Origin of the sequence: Corynebacterium sp. HMSC11D10 (assembly GCF_001806995.1) — a bacterium.
GTDB lineage: Bacteria > Actinomycetota > Actinomycetes > Mycobacteriales > Mycobacteriaceae > Corynebacterium > Corynebacterium coyleae.
This window is the reverse complement of the sequence record NZ_KV787026.1, coordinates 46,531-67,793: the sequence shown is the minus strand read 5'-3', so window position 1 is coordinate 67,793 and position 21,263 is coordinate 46,531. Positions and strand designations below refer to the sequence as shown.

The following is a 21,263-nucleotide window of genomic DNA, read 5'->3' as shown; positions in this document are numbered from 1 at the left end:
GCATCGCTCGACTACACGGCGACTACACGGCTATTCCGTCTCGAGCGCTTGCGACAGCTTCTTCAGGTTCTTCAGCTGCTTCTGGGACGACGCTTCGAGTGCGCGCTCCTCGGCTGCAACCACGTCGTCGCCAAGTTTGGCCAGCGCCTTCGTGCCCTTCTTGGTCGCGGCGACGATCTGGCGGCGACGGTCTTTCGGGTCGCGGTCGCGGGTGACCCAGCCGAGTTTCTCCAGCGAGTCGATGAGCCGCACCATGTCGGAGGCGTCGATGATCAGCAGCTCGGACAGTTGGCGCTGCGACATTGGAGCGACGTCCACGCAGGACAGCACCCAGTACTCGCGCATGGTGGTGTCGTGCTTGGCCAGGGTGCGCTCGACTTCGTCCTTGGTGTGCCTGCGCACGCGTTCGATCTGGAAGTGGGGAGACTTCAGCAGAGCGGAGGGCAGTTCAGGAAGCGTCGACATACCCCCACCATACTTCCCTGCGGCGTCCCAATGGTTGGGACGGCCTAATTTTCGTGCGGCAAACCTTGTTCGACCCAGGCGGTGGTGCCGCCCGCGACGTTGTAAATGCCGTCCCAGCCGAGGGCTTGCTCGAGGTATTCGCCGGCCTGTGCGCTGCGGCCGCCGCCCTTGCAGATCAGGTAGATGTCCTGATCCGGGTCGATTTCGCTGTAGCGTGCCACGAATTCGGACAGCGGAATGTTCTTGGCGCCGGTTGCGCGGACGGCGGCGTATTCGTCGGCCTCGCGGACGTCGATAAGTTGCGCGCCTGCAGGGACTTCAGTGACTTGGACATTCTCCATGGCTCGTATGATAGCGCCCGTGACGTCCACTCCTCGCTGGGTTTATCATGTGCGCCGCATTGTCGCGCTGCTCATCGTTGTGTTCGTCGTGCGCATATTGCTTTTCGACGACACCACGCCTTCCCCCGAAACCCCCACCACGGAAGAGACGTCGTCGGAGGCGTCGGTTCGTCGAGAAGCAGCTGCGCAGATTCCAGCGGGACGGCCGGTGGAGATGGTTGTGCCGGTGTTGGGGATGCGCGCCGGGTTTGAGGCCGAGGATTGCCGGGTGGTCGATGGCGCGATCGATCCGAAGAGCCTGGATAAGGCGTGTGCGCTGACGGGGGAGGGGTACCCGTACGCGCTGCCTGGCACGGATGCGAAGGATCTTGTGGTCATCGCGGGTCACACGGGTGCGGGGGTGAGCGCGGTGTTTAACAAGCTTTACGACGGCACCACCGAGCACCACAACGTTGCCGTCGGCGACTACCTCTACGTGCGCACCGAAACCTCCGGGCAGGACTGGCTGGTCTACCGCGCGACCGATCTGCACGATCCTGACAAGAAGTCGCTTGCCTCCAACCCGGAGATCTGGGGTGACGGGCCGATGCCTGGCCGGCTGCTGACCATCAGTTGTGTGCAGCCGTCGAACCTGCTGGCCAACTCGGTGCGCAACGCGGTGGTGGGGTGGCAGCTCGAGGGCACCGCCACTGACGACGAGGTGGAAACCGTCTTCCAGCCACGTTGATTTCTGGTGCGTTGTCGCGCCCGTTTGTCAAATTGTGACAAAAGTTTCTCGTGTGACTGGTGTAAAAACTGTCAAGACACTGTAGACTTCAAGTTGAACTTTAGACTTTCTCAACTTCAGGAGACCACAATGAACCGCCTTCTCGCCGCAGCCGCCGCTGGCGCTCTCGCCCTGGCCGCCCTGCCGATGACAAACGCCAACGCGCAGGACCTGCCCAAGGAAACCAAGGACGCGCGCGGCGAAACCTACTTCCTCAACGAGGAAGGCACCCACTACGTGCCTGACGCGCAGGAGGCGCTCAAGCCGTTCGCGCAGCTCGACTCCGCACAGCAGGAGAAGGCAGTTGCAATTGTCGACGCCGCCGTGGCCGGCCTCATCGACACCGGCGTCATCCGCGACGCCCAGACTTCTGTGCAGGCGCCGGCACCCGCTCCCGCTCCGGAGCTCTCTGAAGAGGAGAAGGCTGAGGCGCAGTCTGGCGGCGAGGCCACCCAGGCCCCGGCTGAGAAGCCGCTTGGCGCCGACAACGTCGACCCGGCCAACCCGGACCCGGTTGCCAACGGCTTGGTCAAGTTCCCGCCAGTGGCCACCCTGGACGGCGTGACCTACTTCCTGAACAAAAACGGTCACACCTTCGTCGCCGATGTCCTGCGCGTGAACTCGGATGTCACGCCGGAGGAGATTGCGTTGAGTGATGGGCTCGTCGCAAAGTTTGCTGGCGAAATCGCGCGCCAGGGTATCGAGGCCGCTCGCGCTGCCGGCGACCTGAACGTCGACGTCGCCCCGGCTGTCCCGTACGCCGCCGAGCGTGGCGGCGCTGAAACCGTTGACGCGGCCGCCGCTGACACTGCCGCGACCGCCCAGCGCGGCCTCGCCGCCGAGACCGGCTCCAACACTCTCGTGCGCGCACTGTTCGCGCTGCTGCTCGCATCTGTGCTGGGTGCTGGCGTATACGCGTTCGCGCGCCGTCGTCTTATCTAGGACACCCGACTTGATTTACGGCTGAGAATGATGTTCTCTTGGTTCGTGAATTATAGACATCTGATCGCCACCGCCTGTGCATCCGCTGTGATCGCAGGCGGTGTCGTAGCTCCTGCAACCGCCCATGCTCACGTCGACATCGACCCACTCAGCCGTGAGTGCAAGGAAGCCACTGCAGCTGCGAAGAGGGGCGCGCCGATCCCGCACATGGACCGCTTCGTGTTTAGCGACAACGAAAACGCCCTCGTCGAAAACACCCTGTACCTTTACGCGCCGGACCGACTGAAGACGCACATCAACCGCGCCACCGCCGAATGGGTCAAGGCCACCAATGGCCTCGTGCGTTTCGAGTACGTGGACAAACCCGGCTACAAAGTCGTCACCGTCCAGGAGGCTAACCTCGGCGGCTCTGTAGGTCGCGTCACCGGCAACGTGCACAACATGAGGGTGCTGATTAACCCCGACACGATCCGTGGAGGACACGAACCGAGCATCACCATGACCCTCGCCCACGAGATCGGCCACGCCATGGGCCTTGCCCACTCGTGCGACGGTGCGCTGATGAAGGTGGGCAACAACCGCGGCAAGTCCGCGACTACCCCGCAGGCCCTGGACGCACAGGTGCTCATCCAGCACAACAACCTTAAGCAGTATGGCGGCCGCCGGCCGCAGCCGAGCACGACTGCTGCGCCTGCTCCTGCGCCGGTTGAGCCAACGACTTCTGAGCCCGCACCTGTGGTTCCGGAGCCGTCCACGCCTGAGCCGTCCACGCCTGAGGTCAGCACCGTCGTTACGACGGTCCCGGCCACAACGACCACCGAGGAACCGACCAGTGAGGAACCGACCAGCGAGACCACGGTGATCGAAACTGTCGTGGTTGAGGAACCCACCTCTGCGGAGCCGACCCCTGAGGAGCCCACCCAGGTCGCTCCCGTCGAGGAATTGCCGAAGCCGACCACCCTGCAGGAAGCGTTGGATGCGGTGAAGGAAGCGAAGGATCAGTACGTGGCTGCTGATGAGGCAGCTAGGGCAGCGCAGAAAAGGGGCGAAGGCATCGACGAAGCCGAGGCAGCTGCGGATGCTGCCTGGAGCGTCTTGCAGGCTGCCCAGAACAATCTTGAGGAGTTCAAGGCGCAGCACCCGGATGCCACGCTCGAGCCGGAACCGGAACCGCAGCCCACGTCTGAGGTAACCACCAAGCCAGAGGTGACGACGCCTCGTTCCACCACGACCGCGAAGGCAACCACGTCTGCGCCGACTACGACCTCTACGACCTCGCGGACATCGACCACGTCCCCGACACTGAGGCCCACGCCAACTACGCAGACCCAGGCGACGAAGGTCACCACGACCACGAAGTTGTCGGAGGTTGCACCGTCTACGACGACGCAGAAGGCAACCACGACCAAGCAGGCAACGTCGTCGAAGGAAACCACTGTGACCACGACCTCGCGTACGTCTGCTGTCGCGTCGTCTTCGACTCCGCGGTTGTCGACCAAGACTTCGACCACCAAGGCCACGCCGACCACCAAGGCCACGCCGACCACGCCGACCGCTGAGACTCAGACGAGCAAGGTCACGCCGCCCACGAAGTCGTCGGAGGTTACACCGTCGACTTTCACTAGGAAGGCAAGCACGTCAGCGGCGACTCCGTCGGCGCAGACCACGACGTCGCGTACGTCTGCTGTCGCGCCGTCTTCGACTCCGCAGTTCTCGACCAAGACGTCGACCACCAAGGTCACGCCGACCACGAAGCCGTCGCAGGTCACGTCGGCTACCACGACCAAGCAGGCAACCCCGTCGGCAGAGTCGAAGGTAAGCACGTCCTCGGCAACAACGTCGGCGCAGCTCACGGTTACCACGACAACGAGCGCATCCACCGAGAGCACCACGGCAGCGGCTACTACGGTGGTGGAAATTCCGGAGGGGTCGGTCGTCGATAAGAGTACGAGCGCGCCGACAACCATCACGGAATCGCTGGAGATCCCGGCAGGGAAGGAAGATGGCTCGGCGAAGTCCTCGAGCACCTCGCCGCTTGCGATCATCGTGCCGAGCATTCTGCTGGTGCTTACCGGCCTCGGCGCTGTTGGGTTTTACCTGTACAAGCACTACTTCTAAACCGAAAGGGTGTGCATTTTTTCGACCGATCGGTTGATGAATCCCGGTGGTTCCCAGGCCTACTGTCGTGAAGGTCGAAAGGAACCCCATGACTACAGTGCACACCCCAAACACAACAACCGAACACCCCGGTCGGTGGAAGGCCCTCGCAGTCCTCGCCGCGGGGCTGGCGCTGATTGTCATGGACGGCACCATCGTTGGCGTCGCCCTGCCCACGATGATCACCGCCCTCGACCTCAGCCTCACCAACGCGCAGTGGGTCAACGCGATCTACAACGTCATCTTCGCGGCGTTGCTGCTCGGCTCCGGTCGCCTCGGTGATCGCGTCGGCCGCCGCACCACGTTCGCCGCCGGCGTTGCGCTGTTCATTGGTGGCTCGTTGCTTGCAGGCTTATCGACGACCGCAACCACCCTGATCACAGCCCGCGCCGTCCAAGGCGTCGGTGGTGCATTGGTGCTGCCGGCGACGTTGTCGTCGGTAAATTCGCTCTTCCACGGCAAGGATCGTGCCGCCGCGTTCGGTGTGTGGGGCGCCGTAATGAGCGGTACGGCGGCGCTTGGCCCGCTGCTCGGCGGGGTGCTCACGCAGTACTTCTCCTGGCAGTGGATCTTTTTGGTAAACCTTCCGCTCGGCCTGCTGGTGCTGCTGGGGATTTACGCCTGGGTGCCGCAAACCCACGGTAAACGCAATGTCCGGGGTGTCGACGTCGACGGCCTGCTGACCTCCGCCATCGGCTTCGGGCTTGTCGTATTCGGGCTCATCGAGGCGACCACGCTCGGCTGGTGGGAGAAGAAAGAAACCCTGCGTCTTGGCTCCTGGTCCTGGCCGGAGAGCTGGACTGTCTCGCCTGTGCCGTTTGCCATCGGTATCGGCCTGATCTTCATTGCCCTGTTCGTGCGCTGGGAACTGCACCGCGCGCGCAACGGCCGCGATGTGCTTCTGGATCTCTCCCTGTTCAAAGTCGGCACATTCTCCTGGGGCAACCTCACCGCTGCCATGGTCGCCGTCGGCGAGTTCGCCCTCATGTTTGTCCTGCCGTTGTTCCTGGTCAACGCGGTCGGCCTTTCCACCGTGCGCACCGGCCTTGTCCTTGCCGCGATGGCATTCGGCGCGTTCGTTTCCGGTGCCTCCGCACGCCACCTGGCGGCTCGTCTCGGCGCGCCGGGTGTCGTCGTGCTTGGTCTTGCGCTTGAGGTGGTTGGTGTTGGGCTGTTGGCTGGGGTCGTCGCAACGCAAGGCTCCACCTGGTTCACCGTCGGCGCACTCGTGGTCTACGGCGTAGGGCTCGGCCTTGCGTCCGCACAGTTGACCTCGACGGTGCTCGCCGGCATCCCCGAAGCGCAGTCGGGCGCGGGCTCGGCCACCCAGTCCACGGTGCGCCAACTCGGCTCCGCCATGGGCGCCGCGATCGCCGGGTCTGCCCTGGCAGCGGCGATGGCGCGCACCATCCCGTCCTCGCTCGAGTCCGTCGCCGGGGTGTCCGAGAATGTGCTGTCCAAACTGTCCGAGGCCACCCAGGCGTCCGCGGGCTCAATGATCGGGCAACTTCGCGACGCCACCCCCACCGACCCCTTCACCGCACCCCTCGGCGACGCCCGCAGTGTGGTTGTTCAGCAGCTGTCCAGCGGGTTCGCCGAGGCCGCCGCCTGGTCGATCGGGTTCTCTGCGCTGTTCCTGCTGCTGGGCCTGCTCGGCTCGGTGATGGTGCTGCGACAGTCGAAGAAGACTCCGGCCGCAGTCTAGTGTTCGCTGATCGTCTAGCTCGCCGCAAGGCCAACAAGACGATCAGGCGCATAATGACCATCATGTTCAACATGACCTGGGGAAATGTGAAGCCCACTAGCTGATCGTCTAGCTGCACCTGAGGGGGAGCTAGACGACTGCGCAAAACCCCAGAAAACCCCAGAAAACCCACCACAGAACAACAAAAACCGGGCCCCGCACAGTCGCGGAGCCCGGCTATCAAAGACCAAACAGTCTTACTTGTCGCCCTTGTATGCGTCGATGGAGGCCTGGAGGATCTTCTCGGCTTCTGCCTTGTTGCCCCAGCCGGAGCCGGTGACTTCCTTGTTCGGCTCGAGGTCCTTGTAGTGGACGAAGAAGTGCTCGATTTCGTCCTTGACAAAGTCGGAGACGTCGTCGATGTCCTGGTAGTGGTCGTAGCGGACGTCGTCGATGACGCAGAGGAGTTTGTCGTCACCGCCGGCTTCGTCGGTCATCTTGAATACGCCAAGCGGACGTGCCTTGACGGTGACGCCCGGGAAGACTGGCTCGGGGAGGATGACGAGGGCGTCGAGTGGGTCGCCGTCGTCGGCAAGGGTGTTGTCGATGTAGCCGTAGTCGGCTGGGTACGCCATCGGGGTGAACAGGTAGCGGTCGAGGTAGACGCGGCCGGTTTCGTGGTCGAACTCGTACTTGTTGCGCGAGCCCTTGGGGATTTCGATGATGACCTCAATAGACATGGGATCTCCTTCGTTCGGTGATTGTCCGCAAATCATCATACGTGGGCTACGCTTTTTGCCGATGAAGGTATGGACTTGGGTTGCGGGCACGTTGGCGTTGGCTGCGGTTGGTGGTGTTGCTGGGTTTGGTGTGGCTGCGCATGAGCAGTTGTCGCGGATTGAGCATGCGCCGGCGTTTCGGCTTGAGCAGGCGGCGTTTCCGCTTGTGCCTGCAGAGCCTTCGCTTATCGACGACACCGTGCTGACCCAAACCCTCACCGATCTTGCTGAGAATCCTGGTCTGGGGCAGTTCCATGGTCGTGTGTCCGCGGCGGGCGGCGACGTGGTGTTTGATCGGGCATCGGGGGATGCGTTGCGTCCGGCGTCGGTGACCAAGGTGCTCACGGCTGCGGCGGCGCTGATCGAGTTGGGACAGAGCGACACGATTACAACGCAGGTGGTGCGCGCTGCGGATTCGGGTGCGGTGACGATCAAGGCGGCTGGCGACGTGTGGTTGGACGCCGAGGCACTCGACGAGCTGGCGGGCCAGATCGGTGAGGCGTCTGAGGTGTATGTGGATACGTCGGCCTGGGCTGGCATGCCGGAGATGATGCCGGGATGGGACCCGCTGGATATCGACGGTGGTTACGTCGCACCATTGCAGCCTGCGATGCTGTCCGGCGGGCGCTTGGACGGGGAGACGTCTGGCGACGTGCCGCGTTCGCACACGCCGGCCCTCGACGTGGCGCAGGCGCTGGCGAACCGCCTCGGTGCCGGTGTTGTGGACGTGCGCGAGGCCCCCGTCGACGCCGAGGTTGTCGCCGAGGTGGAATCGCCGACGCTGGTGGAGCGCCTCGAGATGATGATGAAGGAATCTGACAACGTCTACGCCGAGGCAATTGGCCGCGAGGTTGCGCTCGCACGCGGGGTGAAGGATGCGCCGTCGGCGACGCTGTCGCTGCTGCAGGAGCACGGCATTGATACGTCGGGTGTGGCGCTCTCGGATAACTCGGGCTTGTCTACAGACAACCGCATTCCGCCGGTGGTGCTGGATAGTGTGCTCGTGGAAGCTACGACCAAACCCGAACTCCGCCCGCTGCTGTCCACGCTGCCGGTTGCGGCAGGCGAGGGCACGCTGGCGGACCGCTACGGCGACCTCCCGGGACGTGGCTGGGTCCGCGCGAAAACCGGCACGCTCGACGGCACCGCCTCGCTAGCCGGGACTGTGACCAGCGTGAACGGCAACATCTACACGTTTGCGCTGATCTGCAACGACGCCGAGGTGCTCGCGGCGCGCCGGGCCATGGACGAGTTCACCTCGGCGCTGCGCGAGTTCTAATGCAACCGTTTTGGCCGCGCCGCTCCCCGCACTTCCTCGCGTGCAGGCAAGCCGTGCGCCCCTTCGACGGGCCAGCGGTGATCGGTCTGTCAGGCGGGCCGGACTCGTTGGCGCTGGTTGCGGCGGCAGCGGCGGAGCAAAAGGACGTCTCGGTCCTGGTCGTCGACCACGGTTTGCAGCCCGGATCGGCCGACGTCGCCGAGCGTGCCGCGACCGTAGCGCGCGAGTTCGGGTTTGCCTCTACGGTCGCCAACGTGACAGTAGGTCCCGGCAACGTTGAGGCCGCCGCGCGCGAAGCCCGCTACGCCGCGCTACTCGAACAGGGCCGCGACGTGTGGGTCGCGCACACCGCCGACGACCAGGCAGAAACCCTGCTGCTTGGCGCGTTGCGTGGCAACCCGTCTGGCATGGCGCAGCGCAACGGACACATCGTCAGACCGTTTCTGAACATCCGCCGCGCAGACACCGTCGGGGCGTGCGAGGAACTCGGGCTCGAACCTTGGCACGACCCGATGAATGACGACCCGGCGTATCGTCGAGTAGCAATGCGCCAGAGCATCATCCCGGCGCTGACCGACCTGCTTGGCGGGGACGCGGTGCCAGCGCTTGCCGCCACCGCCAACCGGATCGCAGCTGACCAGGCGCTCATCGAGCGACTCGCGGATCTCACGCCGACTACGTCGTGTGTGGAGTTGGAGGGGGATGCGGGGCCGGTGAGGCGTCGTCGATTAGCAAGATGGCTCCTGGATGAAGGAGTGCGGGTCCAGGGCGACCAACTTGCGGCGATCGAAGCGCTGGTGACCAACTGGCACGGGCAGGGGCCGATCGCGGTCGGAGGCGGGCGTGCGGTGGCGCGAGTCGACGGGAAACTGGTCCTGACCTAGCCCAAATGTCCCAGGTGGTTGTGCCTTGTGGGAATCTAGTGGCAAGATGAGGAAGTTACGCGCAGGTGAACTGCGTGACGTCCGCGAGGCACAGCGAAAGGGAAAGGCCAGCCCATGACTGAGTTGCACGACACGAAGGACTTCAACGTTCCGCCGAACCGTTACGGCGACGACGTGGAGGCGATCCTGATCACGGAGGAGGCGTTGCAGGGGCGCATCCAGGAGTTGGCGGATATGGTGTCGGAGAAGTACCGCGACTCCGAAGAGGACCTCATTTTGGTGTGTGTGCTGAAGGGGGCGGTGTTCTTCCTGACGGACTTTGCGCGCAAGCTCTCTATCCCGGCTGAGATGGAGTTCATGGCGGTGTCCTCCTACGGCAACTCGACGACGAGTTCTGGCGTGGTCCGCATTCTGAAGGACCTGGATAAGGAGATCGCTGGCCGTGATGTGCTGGTGGTTGAGGACATCATCGATTCGGGTCTGACGCTGTCGTGGTTGCTGCGTAATTTGCGCAACAGGAACCCGAAGAGCCTTGAGGTCGTTACTCTATTGCGCAAACCGGATGTGCAGACGGCGCAGATCGACTTGCTTGACATCGGGTTCGATATCCCGAACGAGTTCGTGATCGGCTACGGCCTGGATTACGCGGAGCGCTACCGTGATTTGCCGTACGTGGGCACGTTGCATCCGCGCGTGTACTCGGACGCTGAGTAAAGCCGACTAGAACAAAGGTTTATGAGCAAAAATAAAAACGTCATGCGGTGGGGCATTATGGGCGCCATCGCGCTTATTGTGCTCTATTTGCTGACGCTGATTGGGGACGATTCCCGCGCCTACCAGAGCGTGGATACGTCGGTGGCGATGCAGCAGCTCCGCGAACATAACGCGGAGGAAGTGCAGATCGATGACCGCGAGCAGCGGGTGCGTATTGATCTGCGTGAGCCGATTACTGTCGACGAGCGCGAGGGCGTCGAGGCAATTTCTGCCCAGTACCCGGCTCGTACCGCGCCGGATGTGTTCCAGGCGGTGCGTGAGGCTGAGGCGGATTCCTACCAGACGAATGTGACGCAGGATTCGTTCCTGATGTCCATGCTGGGCTTCATGCTGCCGATGATCCTGGTGTTCGGCTTGCTGTTCTACTTCATGTATCGCATGCAGTCGGGCGGCGGCGGACCGTTTGGCATTGGTGGTTCGAAGGCGAAGCAGCTGACTAAGGACAACCCGACGAACACGTTCGATGACGTGGCGGGTGCCGACGAGGCCGTTGACGAGCTCCACGAGGTAGTGGACTTCCTCACCGACCCGAGCGTGTACGAAAAGCTTGGCGCGAAGATCCCGCGTGGTGTGCTGCTCTATGGCCCACCGGGTACCGGTAAGACCCTGCTTGCGCGTGCTGTCGCTGGTGAGGCGGGCGTGCCGTTCTACACCATCTCCGGTTCTGACTTTGTGGAGATGTTCGTTGGTGTGGGTGCCTCCCGCGTGCGTGACCTGTTCAAACAGGCGCGTGAGAACGCTCCGTGCATCATCTTTGTCGATGAGATCGACGCCGTCGGCCGCCAGCGCGGCTCCGGTATGGGTGGCGGCCACGACGAGCGCGAGCAGACCTTGAACCAGTTGCTGGTGGAGATGGATGGCTTCTCCGGCCGCGAGGGCGTGATCCTGCTGGCGGCGACGAACCGTCCGGACATCCTGGACCCCGCGCTTTTGCGCCCGGGCCGTTTCGACCGCCAGATTCCGGTATCCAACCCGGACCTCGCGGGTCGTGCCCAGATTCTGAAGGTGCACGCGAAGGATAAGCCGTTGGCCAAGGACGTCAACCTGGATGCTTTGGCAAAGCGCACCGCGGGCATGTCGGGTGCGGACCTGGCGAATGTGCTTAACGAGGCCGCGTTGCTCACCGCCCGCATCGGCGGCAACGTGATCACCGCGGATGCGTTGGAAGAAGCCACCGACCGCGTGATCGGTGGCCCGCGTCGTTCCAGCAAGATCATTTCCGAGCACGAAAAGAAGGTCACTGCCTACCACGAGGGCGGCCACACACTGTCTGCGTGGGCGCTCAAGGACATCGAGCGCGTGTACAAGGTGACCATTCTTGCCCGCGGCCGCACCGGCGGTTTCGCCATGACGGCCGACGAGGACGACAAGGGGATGTACACCCGCGACGAATTGTTTGCCCGCATGGTGTTCGCCATGGGCGGCCGCTCCGCCGAGGAGCTCGTCTTCGGCGCCCCGACCACCGGTGCGTCGAACGATATCGAGCAGGCCACGAAGATTGCCCGCGCGATGGTCACCGAGTACGGCATGACCTCCTCGCTCGGCGCGGTGAAGTACGGCCAGGAGCAGGGCGATCCGTTCTCCGGCCGCGGCGGTGGCGGCACACTCGAGTACTCGCCGGCAGTCGCCGCGAAGATCGACGAGGAGATGCAGGCGCTTCTCGACGAAGCCCACAAGGTCGCCTACACAACCCTCGAGCGCTACCGCGACGAGCTGGATACGTTGGCCTCGAAGCTTCTGGAGAAGGAAACCCTGCGTCGGGGCGATCTGGAGGAGATCTTCGACTCGATCGAGCCGCAACGCCCGACCTTGCCGGAGCACGACGTGCGCTTCGGCCGCCAGATCGGTCGCGAGCCGGTGAAGACTCCGGTGGAGATTGCGAAGGAGCGTGGCGAGGAGCCACCGAAGCGTTTCTCCATCCTGGAGGCGTCGAAGGCGACGCGTGAGCGTCGTCGCAAGGAACGCGAGGCGGAAGAGAAGGCAGCGGAGCAGAAGGGCTCCACGCGTTGGCAGCCGCCGAAGGGCCAGGCCCCGCAGTACCGCGGTGAGAAACCGCCGGCGGACTGGACCTACGTGGGCGGACCGCAACCAAAGCAGCCTAAGCCGAAGCAGCACCCGGGCGCGGAAAACTATCCGACCCGGGAGACCGAGGAGATCGGCTTCCGCCTGCCGGAGCACGAACGCCCAGACCACCCAGCACGTGGTCCGGAGCCGGAGACCCGTCCGACTGCGTCTGAAGACGAGACGACCCAGTTGCCGCGCGAGCCGCAGGAACCGAAGCACAGGAGAGACGACGATGACGACGCCTAAGTTTGACCACGAGCGCGCCGAAGCCGCCGTGCGTGAGCTGCTCATCGCGGTGGGGGAAGACCCGGACCGTGAAGGGCTCGTGGAAACACCAGCGCGTGTGGCGCGCGCCTACGCAGAGGTGTTCGCGGGCCTGCACGAGGACCCGAAGGTGCACTTGGAGAAGTCCTTTTCGGAGAACCACCGCGAGTTGGTGCTCGTGCGTGACATTCCGATCTACTCCACCTGCGAGCACCACCTCGTGCCGTTCTACGGCGTGGCCCACATTGGCTACATCCCAGGCCAGGACGGCAAGGTGACCGGCCTGTCCAAGCTGGCCCGTGTGGCGGATATGTACGCGAAGCGCCCGCAGGTGCAGGAGCGGTTGACGGCGCAGATTGCGGACGCGATCGTCGAAAAGCTTGATGCGTCTGCGGTGATCGTCGTCATCGAATGCGAGCACCTGTGCATGGCAATGCGTGGAATTCGGAAGCCGGGTGCGACAACGACCACGTCCGCTGTGCGCGGCGGTTTTCAGAAGAACGCGGCCTCGCGTGCCGAGGTCATGAGCCTGATTAGGGGATAGAACACCAATGACCACTGTCGCCGACCTGACACTGTCCGGACGCACGAGTGTGATGGGGATTGTCAACGTCACGGAGGATTCGTTTTCGGATGGCGGCAAGTGGCTCGCCACCGACGATGCCATCGCCCATGCCCACGAGTTGGTGAAGTTGGGCGCGGACATTATCGACGTCGGCGCCGAATCCACCCGACCCGGCGCCACCCGCGTTCCCGCGGAGGTGGACCCGAGTCTCTGCAGCCCCTCACGGAGGATGAGCGGCGCCACCCGCGTTCCCGCGGAGGTGGAAGCGGAGCGCATTCGCCCGGTGATCCGGACGTTGCACGAGGATGGCATCCGGACCTCGATTGACACGATGCGTGCCGCTACCGCGCAGGCCGCTGCTGAAGAGGGCGTGGATCTGATCAACGACGTCTCCGGTGGCCTGGCGGATGAGGACATGTACCGCGTGATGGCGGAAACGCAGCTGCCGGTGTGCCTGATGCACTGGCGTGCGGACGCGTTTGTCAACGCCTCGGGTGCGGCCGACCACGGCGGGGATGTGGTCAAGGACGTCCACCAGGTGCTGGCAGAACTCGTCGAGAACGCCCTGGCCGCGGGGGTGGCCAAGGAGCAGATCACGCTGGACCCGGGGTTGGGCTTTGCTAAGACCGCGGCCGATAACTGGGCGCTGCTCAACGCCCTGCCGGAGTTTATCGCCGGTGAGTTCCCGATTCTTGTGGGTGCGTCGCGCAAGCGTTTCCTCAGGGAGATCCGCGCGGATCGTGGTCTGGAGCACTCCCCGGTGGATGCGGACCCGGCTACCGCTGCCGTCACGGCGCTGTCTGCCCAGGCCGGCGCCTGGTGCGTTCGTGTGCACGAGGTTGCGGTCTCGCGCGACGCGGTGGATGTGGTGGCAAGGTGGAACCATGGCTGACCGCATCGAACTCAAGGGGCTTAAGTTCCACGCCAACCACGGCGTGCTCGAGCACGAAACGGAGTTTGGCCAGGCGTTCTCGCTGGACATTACGTGCTGGTTGGAGTTCGCAGACGCCGCGCGTGACGACGACCTGACCAAAACCGTCAACTACGCCGAACTGGCCGACACCGCGCTGGCCATTGCCATCGGTACGCCACGCCAGTTGATTGAGACCGTGGTTGTCGAGATCGCAGAGACCGCTATGCGCACCTACGACGTGCTGCAGGCCATCGAGGTCACTCTGCACAAGCCGCACGCGCCGATCCCGGCAGTGTTCGACGACGTCGCAGTAGTGGCTCGCCGCTCCCGGAAACGGATGTGATGCCCATGCGCGCAGTGCTGTCCTCCGGATCGAACATGGGTGATGCGCGTGCGCACCTGCGCGCGGTTGTGGATGAGTTCGCGAGCGAAACCGTTGCTGCCAGCTCCATCTACGCCACCGCGCCCTGGGGCAAGACTGACCAGCCGGACTTTCTCAATCAGAGCCTGCTGGTGGAGGTGGACCAAACCCCGCACGAGTTGCTCGAGCGCTGCCAGCGCCTGGAAAACGAGGCCGACCGTGTGCGCGTGGAGCGCTGGGGCCCTCGCACCCTGGACGTGGACATTGTCTGGATCGAGGGCTATACCTCCGACGACCCGGTGCTGACGGTCCCGCACCCGCGCGCGCACCTGCGCCAGTTTGTGCTTGAGCCGTGGTTGGAGATTGATCCGGGTGCGGAGTTGAGGGGGTCGTCGATACGCGAATTGCTCGATGGTCTGGAGGATCAAGGGGTGCGCAAACTGTGAAGCGCACGCCGATCGAGGGGATCATCGCCGCTGCTGGTTTCAGTGCCGCGGCTGCGCTGATTGTGGTGCGTCGCTACTACAGCTGGCTGGAGTCGCTGGATGTGATCGTGCCGCTGTCGTTGTGGTGCATCGCCGCGGTGGCCGGGTGGCTGGCGTGGGTGGTGCACAAGCGCCGCAAGGACGGCCAGGTGGGGTTGGATCGGAGCCAACTTAACCCGATGCAGGCGGCGAACTTCATGGTGTTTGGCAAGGCCAGCGCGTGGGCGGGTGCGATCTGCGGCGGCATGTATGCAGGTGCGTTGATGTATGTGGTGCGCAAACTTGATGTGCTGGCGGCGGCATCTGACGACGTCGTTCCCCTGACGGTGGGCACTCTCGGCGGCATCGCGCTGTGTGTGGCCGGGTTGGTGCTGGAGAAAAACTGCGAGGTGTCGCCACCCGCCGACGGGCAGGGGGTTGGCTAGAGTGTTGGGCATGAGTGCCAAAAACACATCCAGTGACAGCGCAACCCTGTGGGTCATCGTCCCCTTTGTTGTCGCCGTAATTGGCACCGTTGTCATGCTGTTTACCAACTCTGCCAACGCGCTGAAGATCGCGTTGATCTTCGCGCTGTGGGCCGGAGCGGCCGGGTTGATCTTGAACTTCCGCAGCCGCCGCGAGCGTGACGACGCCACCCGGGACGCCGAAGCCGCCCGCGAGCAAGTCCGCGAGCAGGAAGAGCGCCACAAGGCCGTCATCGCCGCCCTGCCGCAGGGCGAGGGTTCCGCGGTGGACATGGAAGCCCTTCGCGCGCTGCAGGACGAGATCCAGGCACTGCGAGCACAGTTGGAGGAGCTCAACGGCCGCGTCTTCGAGTACGAGCCAGCTGCCGTGCGCGCCTCTGCGCGTCGCATCTCCGAGTTGGAGAGCGCCCTACAGCCAGCACCGGAACCGGAGCCGGCACCAAAACCGGAACCAACGCCAGAACCAGAACCAGCGCGCCCGTCGCCGTCGACCGACGACACGGTTGTGCTCGACCGCGTGCGTCCGACAGGTGCGCCGAGCTCGGATGCGATCGCTGGCCGCATCGGCACCCAGCCGTCCGGCCGCCCTGCCCGCAACCCGCTGTCTGACCTGATCAGCGAGCGCAAGGCGCAAGCGGAAGCAGAAGCAAAGCCGGAACCCAAGCCAGAACCGCAGCCAGAACCCAAGCCGGAGCCAACCCCGGAACCGGAACCGCAGGAGGAGCCGCGCCGTTCGGGCCGCCGTCGTCGTGACGAGCGCGAGAACTCCATTTCCGTCGCTGAACTGCTCGCCCGCCGGGGGAAGTAAATGGCGCCACGCCTGCTCGTAGGCGCAATCCCCGGCCACAGCCAACTCGCTCTCGACATGGAGCGCGCCGGGCACACCGTGCGCCCGATCGATATCAACACCGACCCGGGCGCAATCGCGCACGTGGACCTCGTGCTCATCGACGGCTCCGCGAACGATATCCGCGCCGCCGCAGAAATCCTGGCTGATTACGCGCGCCCGCAGCAGATGTTCCTCCACACCGCGTTGGAGGAAGGTCCGCAGTTGCTTGACGACATCGAAACGTCCCAGGCCATCACCATGTGCGCCCACAACCTCTTCGACAATATTTGGGTCACCTCCGCCGCGGACGAACTCGGCGAAACCGTCGTGGGGCTGCTCATCGCGGAGATCGGCGGCACGAGCATGCGTATCGACGACACCGTCCGCCCCACCATCGCCGCCGCCCAAGAACTTCGCGCGCTGGAAGCGACGGTGCGCGACGACGCGCTCGAGCTGCTCATCGATACGGTTCCTGCGTTTGAGGCGGTGGCGGAGAAGTTCATCGAGGCGGCGTCGGGTCGTCGATACGCAAAAAGCGTCAACGACTTGGACCGGATGCTGGACGCACTGCCGGAACCCGGGGTGCGCAGGCTGTTTGTGGATCTGCAGCGCCGACGCGGTGAGATGGAGCAGGACACGGATACGGAACTGTGGGTTATTCAGAAATACGAGGGAAGATAAAGGGGAAGATAGATGGCGTTTGAGGCAGGTAAGGCAGTCGTCGTTACGGATGAGGCGCTGCTGGCAACGTACGGGCGGGCGTTTCGCAAGATTGGCAAGTCCGTTGTGGTCGTGCCGTTGGGTCGCGATGTGCACGCGGGTCACATTGAGTTAATCCGTGCGGCGAAGTCGCTGCTCGGCTCGTGCGTCGTGGTCACGTTTACTGGCGACGAGGTGCCGGACATCTTCGCCGAGGAGAAGGTGGACGTGGTGTTCCACGGCCCGCTGGCAACCAAGGTGCGGGTGGATTCCGGGGTGGATCCGCTGGAGGACCCGGAGCACACGCAGCGCGAGGTGGCGCGCATCCTTGCTGCGATTAACGCCTCGCATGCGACGGATGTGGTGTTGGGGGAGAAGGACTTTGAGGTGCTCGTCGCCACGCAATATGCGGTCTCTGGCCTGCGTATGGAGGTCAAACTGCACTCGGTTCCCACCGTGCGTACTCCGAATGGGCTGGCGGTGTCGCTGCGCAACGCGGACGTGCCGGAGGATCTGCGCGAGGCAGCTCTCGCACTGCCTGCGGCGCTGACCGCAGGTGCCCACGCCGCTGAGCAGGGCGCCGAGGTCGTGTTGGAAACCGTGCGTGGTGTGCTCGCCGCCGAGGGCCTTGAACCGGCCTACCTTGAGCTGCGCGACCTGGCGATGCGCGAAGCGCCCGAGCGTGGCGACGCCCGCCTCCTCGCCGCCGTCGACCTCGGCCCTGTGCGCCTGGCCGACAACGTGGGTTTGCCGCTCGGGATTGGCTTCAAGCACATCGAAGAAGATAGGTAGCCGAACGGGCTGCGGTCGCAGGCGGTAGAATGCGGCGCATGTCTGTGCCCAACATCGCCGGAATCCTCGCCGACCGCTTCGGCTTCGCCTTCACCCCTGAGCAGGTGCGTGAAAGCGGCCGTACTGAAACGTCCACGTTGTACACCGCGTCGGACGACAAAGGCCACGCCGTAGAGGTGGAGGTCTTTGACACGAAGGTGGCGGAACACCTCGGCGCCGACGTGAACACGCTCAACAGCCGCCTCGCGCTGGCGGCGCATCCGGGCGCGTTCCAGCCGCGCAGTGTGGGTACCACCGACGAAGGGCAGCTTTTCGTCCTGCGCGAGGCCGCAACCGGCACGCCGCTGAGCGACCTCATTGCGGAGAAGGGCGCGACGTTTACCCAGCAGGAAGTGCGTGACCTGCTCGCCCCGGTGGTCGAGGCCATCGATGACTACGACCTCAAGGGCCTGTCCGGGTTCGTCTCCCGTTCTATTTCGCCGGAGCGACTTTTGGTGCAGCCGCAGTGGTCGACCACCCCGGTGAAGCTCACCCTGGTTGGTCCGAGTACCGACGCGGTTGGCTCGGATGAGGAGTTGGCCAAGGCGAATGTGGACAAGTTCGCCAGCGTGGTCAGTCTGATGACGGGCGAGGCCCCACGCGAGGGCGTGCGCACCTGTGCGGATGTGCTGCATATGGTGCCGGTGGGCGAGGCGCCCCAGGAGGCGTCCAACATCGACGTTGCTCCCAACCCGGAGGACGGCTATCGCAAGCGCCCTGAGCCGTACGCGTACGGCCCGGACGGCAACTACACCCGCCCGGCGGCGACGAACGAGAAGAAAGTCCCGTGGCCGTGGATCATCGCGATCCTGGCGCTACTGCTCATCGCTATTGCGGCACTGTGGTATTGGTCCGCCAACCGCGGCGAGGCCTGGGAGGGTGCGGAGGCGCAGATCGCCGAGGAGTACCCGGATATCGTGTCCAAGAAGTCCGGCCAGAAGGGCTGGCAGGATCTGCGCTGCGAGAACGGCTCGACCGATCCGGATCAGGAAGGCAAGATCCGCTGCGCCAACGCAGAGTTGGGTGTGTCTGTGGTGAAGTACGCCGACGAGTATGACCGCGACGATGCGGTGCCGGACCCGCGCGAGGCCGTCGTTCTGGGCTCCGGTGAGTGCACCGTGAACTCCTATGAGTTGCCGGATGCGAACCCGCCTGCCTATGTGATGGTGCCGCAGGACAAGCCTGAATACCTCATGATTATTAACGGTTTGAACTCGGAAGAGCAGCGTCTGGATCTTCCGCTTTGCCAATAGACTACGATTGACCGGCGTGAGTACGCAGGATCTTTCAGAGCAGCAGCAAATCCGCCGGGAGAAGAGGCAACGGCTTATCGGCGAGGGCCGTGATGCCTACCCCGTCGAAGTTGACCGTACGACCTCGCTGAAGGACCTGCGGGCGAAGTACCAGGTCGTTGAAGAGGGCGAAGGCGACGGTGTGACCCGCCTTGAGGCCGGCCAGGAAACCCAGGATGTGGTGGCCGTCGCCGGCCGCGTCATGTTCCAGCGCAACACCGGCAAGCTTTGCTTTGCCACCTTGCAGGAGGGTGACGGCACCCAGTTGCAGGTCATGTTGTCGCTGGCAGAGGTGGGCGAGGAGGCCCTCGCGCAGTGGAAGGCTGACACGGACCTGGGTGACATTGTCTCGGTTCGTGGGCGCATCATTGCTTCTCGACGAGGCGAGCTCTCCGTCCAGGCACAGTCCTGGCACATGGCCTCGAAGGCCTTGAGCCCGCTTCCGGTCGCGTTTGCGGACATGAACGAGGAGCAGCGCGTCCGTCGCCGTTACACGGATCTGATCATGCGCGAGGATGCGCGCAAGAACGCCATGACCCGTATCAAGGTCATGGCCGCGGTGCGTAAGTACCTGACGGGCCTGGACTTTGTGGAGATTGAGACGCCGATGCTGCAGACGCTGCACGGCGGTGCTGCGGCGCGTCCGTTTGTCACCCACTCCAACGCGCTGGACATTGACCTCTACCTGCGCATCGCGCCGGAGCTTTACCTGAAGAGGGCCGTTGTTGGTGGTCTGGAGCGCGTCTTTGAGATCAACAAGAACTTCCGCAACGAGGGCGTGGATTCGTCCCACTCGCCGGAGTTCACCATGTTGGAGACCTACCAGGCGTGGGGCACCTACAAGGACGGTGCGGAGACCATGAAGGGTCTCGTCCAGTTCTGTGCCCAGGAAGTTTTCGGCTCCCAGAAGGTCACGCTGGCTGACGGCACCGAGTACGACTTCGGCGGCGAGTGGAAGGTACTGGAGATGTACCCGTCGCTCAACGAGGCGCTGCAGCGTAAGTTCCCGGGCCAGCCTGAGGTGACCATCGATTCCTCCGTGGAGGAACTCAAGGGCATCGCTGAGACTATCGGTCTGAAGGTTCCGGAGAATGCAGGCTGGCTGCACGGCAAGCTTGTGGAGGAAATCTGGGAGGAGCTTTGCTCCGACCAGCTCTACGAGCCGACCTTTGTCATTAACTTCCCGGTGGAGACCTCCCCGCTGACCCGCGACCACCGCGAGCAGCCGGGTGTGACCGAGAAGTTCGACCTCTACGTCCGTGGCTTCGAGCTGGCCACCGGCTACTCCGAGCTCATCGACCCGGTGATCCAGCGCGAGCGCTTCGAAGACCAGGCCCGCCTGGCGGCGCATGGTGACGACGAGGCCATGGTGCTCGACGAGGACTTCCTCGCCGCTATGGAGCAGGGCATGCCGCCGACAGCAGGTTGCGGCATGGGCGTGGACCGCCTGCTCATGGCCCTGACTGGCCTGGGCATCCGCGAGACCGTCCTGTTCCCGATGGTGAAGCCGGAGGCGTAACGACGATGCGCCGTTGGCCCCTCGCAGCAGCCGGAGTACTCCTCGCAGCCTCGTTGGCGGGCTGTGGCAGTAGTGAACAAGCAGAGCTTGCGGAGCCAACGGTGCCTACCACGCCAACCACAACAACGTCGCAGCTGCCCCCACCGGATTGCTCCACTGATGCAATCAAAAATTCGCCAGGGCTTGAAGAGTTTGAGCTGTATGGTCCTTGCGAAAGTGGATTCACTCGTCCTGGAGTTCCGAATTCCGGCAACATCATCCTCGCGCAGTGGGACGGTAAGCACTGGGTAGAAGTAGAGTCCGATGGCGTGTGGGATGGCATGGGTATGGCGCGGCCGTGCTTTAACCCGGGTCGTCTTGAGGAGCTCGGCGTTCCCGAATCCCTGGCGGATAAGGAGCCACGCTGCGGCGTATACCCGCCTGGTCAGGAGCCGCCGCACAAGAAGCAGGCGAAGGCTTCCACTCCTGTGCCGACATCGAGCACACTCGACCCAAACTGGGGGATTAAGCGCGACAGCGATGGCGTGATTATCGAGGCGCAGTTTGAAGGGGTTAAGCGTCAAATCTCTGCGCCGAATTGTGATGGACGAGGAATTCTCATTCTCGATTCCGTAATTGCGGACGGAGATATTGGCTCGACACACTCCAAGCTTGCGTTTGACATTGCGTATCTCGGCGATGGAAATGCTGAGTACACCTATCCAGGCCACTGCCCGTCGCTTCGCGCACAGGTCGATGGCAACGACATCTACCCGGTGTATCTCGACTTTGGTCACGACACGGATGCGCTGTGTGCTGCGAAGAAGGACTACGGCGGGAACGCGCGAGTGTTGTCGGATCGTGAGGAATATCTCGACCCCTGCTAATTGTGCACGGTGGTTATAACCAACTAACGTTTGATGTGAC

General features: G+C 63.8%; 22 protein-coding genes. 19 read left to right on the top strand and 3 right to left on the bottom strand.

All coding sequences use genetic code 11. The features are described from left to right. Positions 1-30 precede the first annotated feature (30 nt). Both HMPREF3120_RS01855 and HMPREF3120_RS01850 read right to left on the bottom strand, forming a co-directional pair. A complete protein-coding gene (locus tag HMPREF3120_RS01855; RefSeq protein WP_070422469.1) occupies positions 31-465 on the bottom strand; it encodes a MarR family winged helix-turn-helix transcriptional regulator in 435 nt (144 codons plus the stop codon). A gap of 44 nt (positions 466-509) precedes the next feature. Further along, on the bottom strand, positions 510-806 hold the full coding sequence (locus HMPREF3120_RS01850; protein WP_070422470.1) for a rhodanese-like domain-containing protein: 297 nt from the start codon (positions 804-806) through the stop codon (positions 510-512). Between the two features lie 19 nt (positions 807-825). Between HMPREF3120_RS01850 and HMPREF3120_RS01845 the strand changes: the two genes are divergently transcribed. The 4 genes from HMPREF3120_RS01845 (at position 826) to HMPREF3120_RS01830 (ending at position 6,376) form a co-directional block, all read left to right on the top strand. Next, the gene (locus HMPREF3120_RS01845; protein WP_141739339.1) at positions 826-1,533 is read left to right on the top strand and encodes a sortase family protein; all 708 of its coding nucleotides are present in this window, start codon (positions 826-828) and stop codon (positions 1,531-1,533) included. A 129-nt stretch (positions 1,534-1,662) separates the two neighbouring features. Then, positions 1,663-2,514: a hypothetical protein gene (locus HMPREF3120_RS01840; protein ID WP_070450323.1), complete on the top strand. Its 852-nt coding sequence runs from the start codon at positions 1,663-1,665 to the stop codon at positions 2,512-2,514. A gap of 45 nt (positions 2,515-2,559) precedes the next feature. Beyond that, a complete protein-coding gene (locus HMPREF3120_RS01835; protein WP_141739338.1) occupies positions 2,560-4,632 on the top strand; it encodes a hypothetical protein in 2,073 nt (690 codons plus the stop codon). Positions 4,633-4,720: 88 nt separating this feature from the next. After that, positions 4,721-6,376 carry an MFS transporter gene (locus HMPREF3120_RS01830; RefSeq protein ID WP_070450318.1) on the top strand — a complete coding sequence of 552 codons (1,656 nt, stop codon included), beginning with the start codon at positions 4,721-4,723 and terminating at the stop codon, positions 6,374-6,376. A 236-nt stretch (positions 6,377-6,612) separates the two neighbouring features. Here the strand turns inward: HMPREF3120_RS01830 and HMPREF3120_RS01825 are convergent, their stop codons facing one another. Further along, positions 6,613-7,095: an inorganic diphosphatase gene (locus tag HMPREF3120_RS01825; protein WP_070422474.1), complete on the bottom strand. Its 483-nt coding sequence runs from the start codon at positions 7,093-7,095 to the stop codon at positions 6,613-6,615. Positions 7,096-7,156: 61 nt separating this feature from the next. On the opposite strand from HMPREF3120_RS01825, the gene dacB reads away from it, so the two are divergent. The 15 genes from dacB (at position 7,157) to HMPREF3120_RS11895 (ending at position 21,223) form a co-directional block, all read left to right on the top strand. Continuing rightward, positions 7,157-8,413, top strand: a complete 1,257-nt coding sequence (gene dacB, locus HMPREF3120_RS01820; RefSeq protein ID WP_070450315.1) for a D-alanyl-D-alanine carboxypeptidase/D-alanyl-D-alanine endopeptidase — start codon at positions 7,157-7,159, stop codon at positions 8,411-8,413. Further along, positions 8,413-9,297: a tRNA lysidine(34) synthetase TilS gene (gene tilS, locus HMPREF3120_RS01815; RefSeq protein ID WP_070450313.1), complete on the top strand. Its 885-nt coding sequence runs from the start codon at positions 8,413-8,415 to the stop codon at positions 9,295-9,297. Before dacB ends, tilS begins: the two co-directional genes overlap by 1 nt. Positions 9,298-9,411: 114 nt before the next feature. After that, positions 9,412-10,011 carry a hypoxanthine phosphoribosyltransferase gene (hpt, locus tag HMPREF3120_RS01810; RefSeq protein ID WP_070450310.1) on the top strand — a complete coding sequence of 200 codons (600 nt, stop codon included), beginning with the start codon at positions 9,412-9,414 and terminating at the stop codon, positions 10,009-10,011. A 21-nt stretch (positions 10,012-10,032) separates the two neighbouring features. Then, on the top strand, positions 10,033-12,381 hold the full coding sequence (ftsH, locus tag HMPREF3120_RS01805; protein WP_070450307.1) for an ATP-dependent zinc metalloprotease FtsH: 2,349 nt from the start codon (positions 10,033-10,035) through the stop codon (positions 12,379-12,381). Continuing rightward, a complete protein-coding gene (gene folE, locus HMPREF3120_RS01800) occupies positions 12,368-12,943 on the top strand; it encodes a GTP cyclohydrolase I FolE (RefSeq protein ID WP_070422479.1) in 576 nt (191 codons plus the stop codon). The genes ftsH and folE overlap by 14 nt, the downstream gene beginning before the upstream one ends. Positions 12,944-12,950: 7 nt before the next feature. After that, complete coding sequence (gene folP / locus HMPREF3120_RS01795) at positions 12,951-13,856, top strand: dihydropteroate synthase (protein WP_070450303.1); 906 nt, start codon at positions 12,951-12,953, stop codon at positions 13,854-13,856. Beyond that, positions 13,849-14,220: a dihydroneopterin aldolase gene (gene folB / locus HMPREF3120_RS01790; protein ID WP_070450300.1), complete on the top strand. Its 372-nt coding sequence runs from the start codon at positions 13,849-13,851 to the stop codon at positions 14,218-14,220. The genes folP and folB overlap by 8 nt, the downstream gene beginning before the upstream one ends. A 5-nt stretch (positions 14,221-14,225) precedes the next feature. Continuing rightward, complete coding sequence (gene folK / locus HMPREF3120_RS01785; protein ID WP_070450374.1) at positions 14,226-14,684, top strand: 2-amino-4-hydroxy-6-hydroxymethyldihydropteridine diphosphokinase; 459 nt, start codon at positions 14,226-14,228, stop codon at positions 14,682-14,684. Then, positions 14,681-15,148 carry a DUF3180 domain-containing protein gene (locus tag HMPREF3120_RS01780; RefSeq protein WP_070450297.1) on the top strand — a complete coding sequence of 156 codons (468 nt, stop codon included), beginning with the start codon at positions 14,681-14,683 and terminating at the stop codon, positions 15,146-15,148. The genes folK and HMPREF3120_RS01780 overlap by 4 nt, the downstream gene beginning before the upstream one ends. A 10-nt stretch (positions 15,149-15,158) precedes the next feature. Further along, on the top strand, positions 15,159-15,995 hold the full coding sequence (locus HMPREF3120_RS01775; protein ID WP_070450371.1) for a DUF6779 domain-containing protein: 837 nt from the start codon (positions 15,159-15,161) through the stop codon (positions 15,993-15,995). Beyond that, entirely contained in the window at positions 15,996-16,697 is a 702-nt protein-coding gene (locus tag HMPREF3120_RS01770; protein ID WP_070450294.1) for a 6PGD fold domain-containing protein, read from the top strand. 12 nt (positions 16,698-16,709) lie between these two features. Continuing rightward, a complete protein-coding gene (locus tag HMPREF3120_RS01765; protein WP_070450290.1) occupies positions 16,710-17,507 on the top strand; it encodes a pantoate--beta-alanine ligase in 798 nt (265 codons plus the stop codon). Positions 17,508-17,545: 38 nt separating this feature from the next. After that, positions 17,546-18,799, top strand: a complete 1,254-nt coding sequence (locus HMPREF3120_RS01760; protein WP_070450286.1) for a hypothetical protein — start codon at positions 17,546-17,548, stop codon at positions 18,797-18,799. Between the two features lie 16 nt (positions 18,800-18,815). Further along, entirely contained in the window at positions 18,816-20,357 is a 1,542-nt protein-coding gene (gene lysS / locus HMPREF3120_RS01755) for a lysine--tRNA ligase (protein ID WP_070450367.1), read from the top strand. A gap of 5 nt (positions 20,358-20,362) precedes the next feature. Beyond that, positions 20,363-21,223, top strand: coding sequence for a hypothetical protein (locus HMPREF3120_RS11895; RefSeq protein WP_141739337.1), 861 nt, complete (start codon positions 20,363-20,365; stop codon positions 21,221-21,223). Positions 21,224-21,263 lie beyond the last annotated feature (40 nt).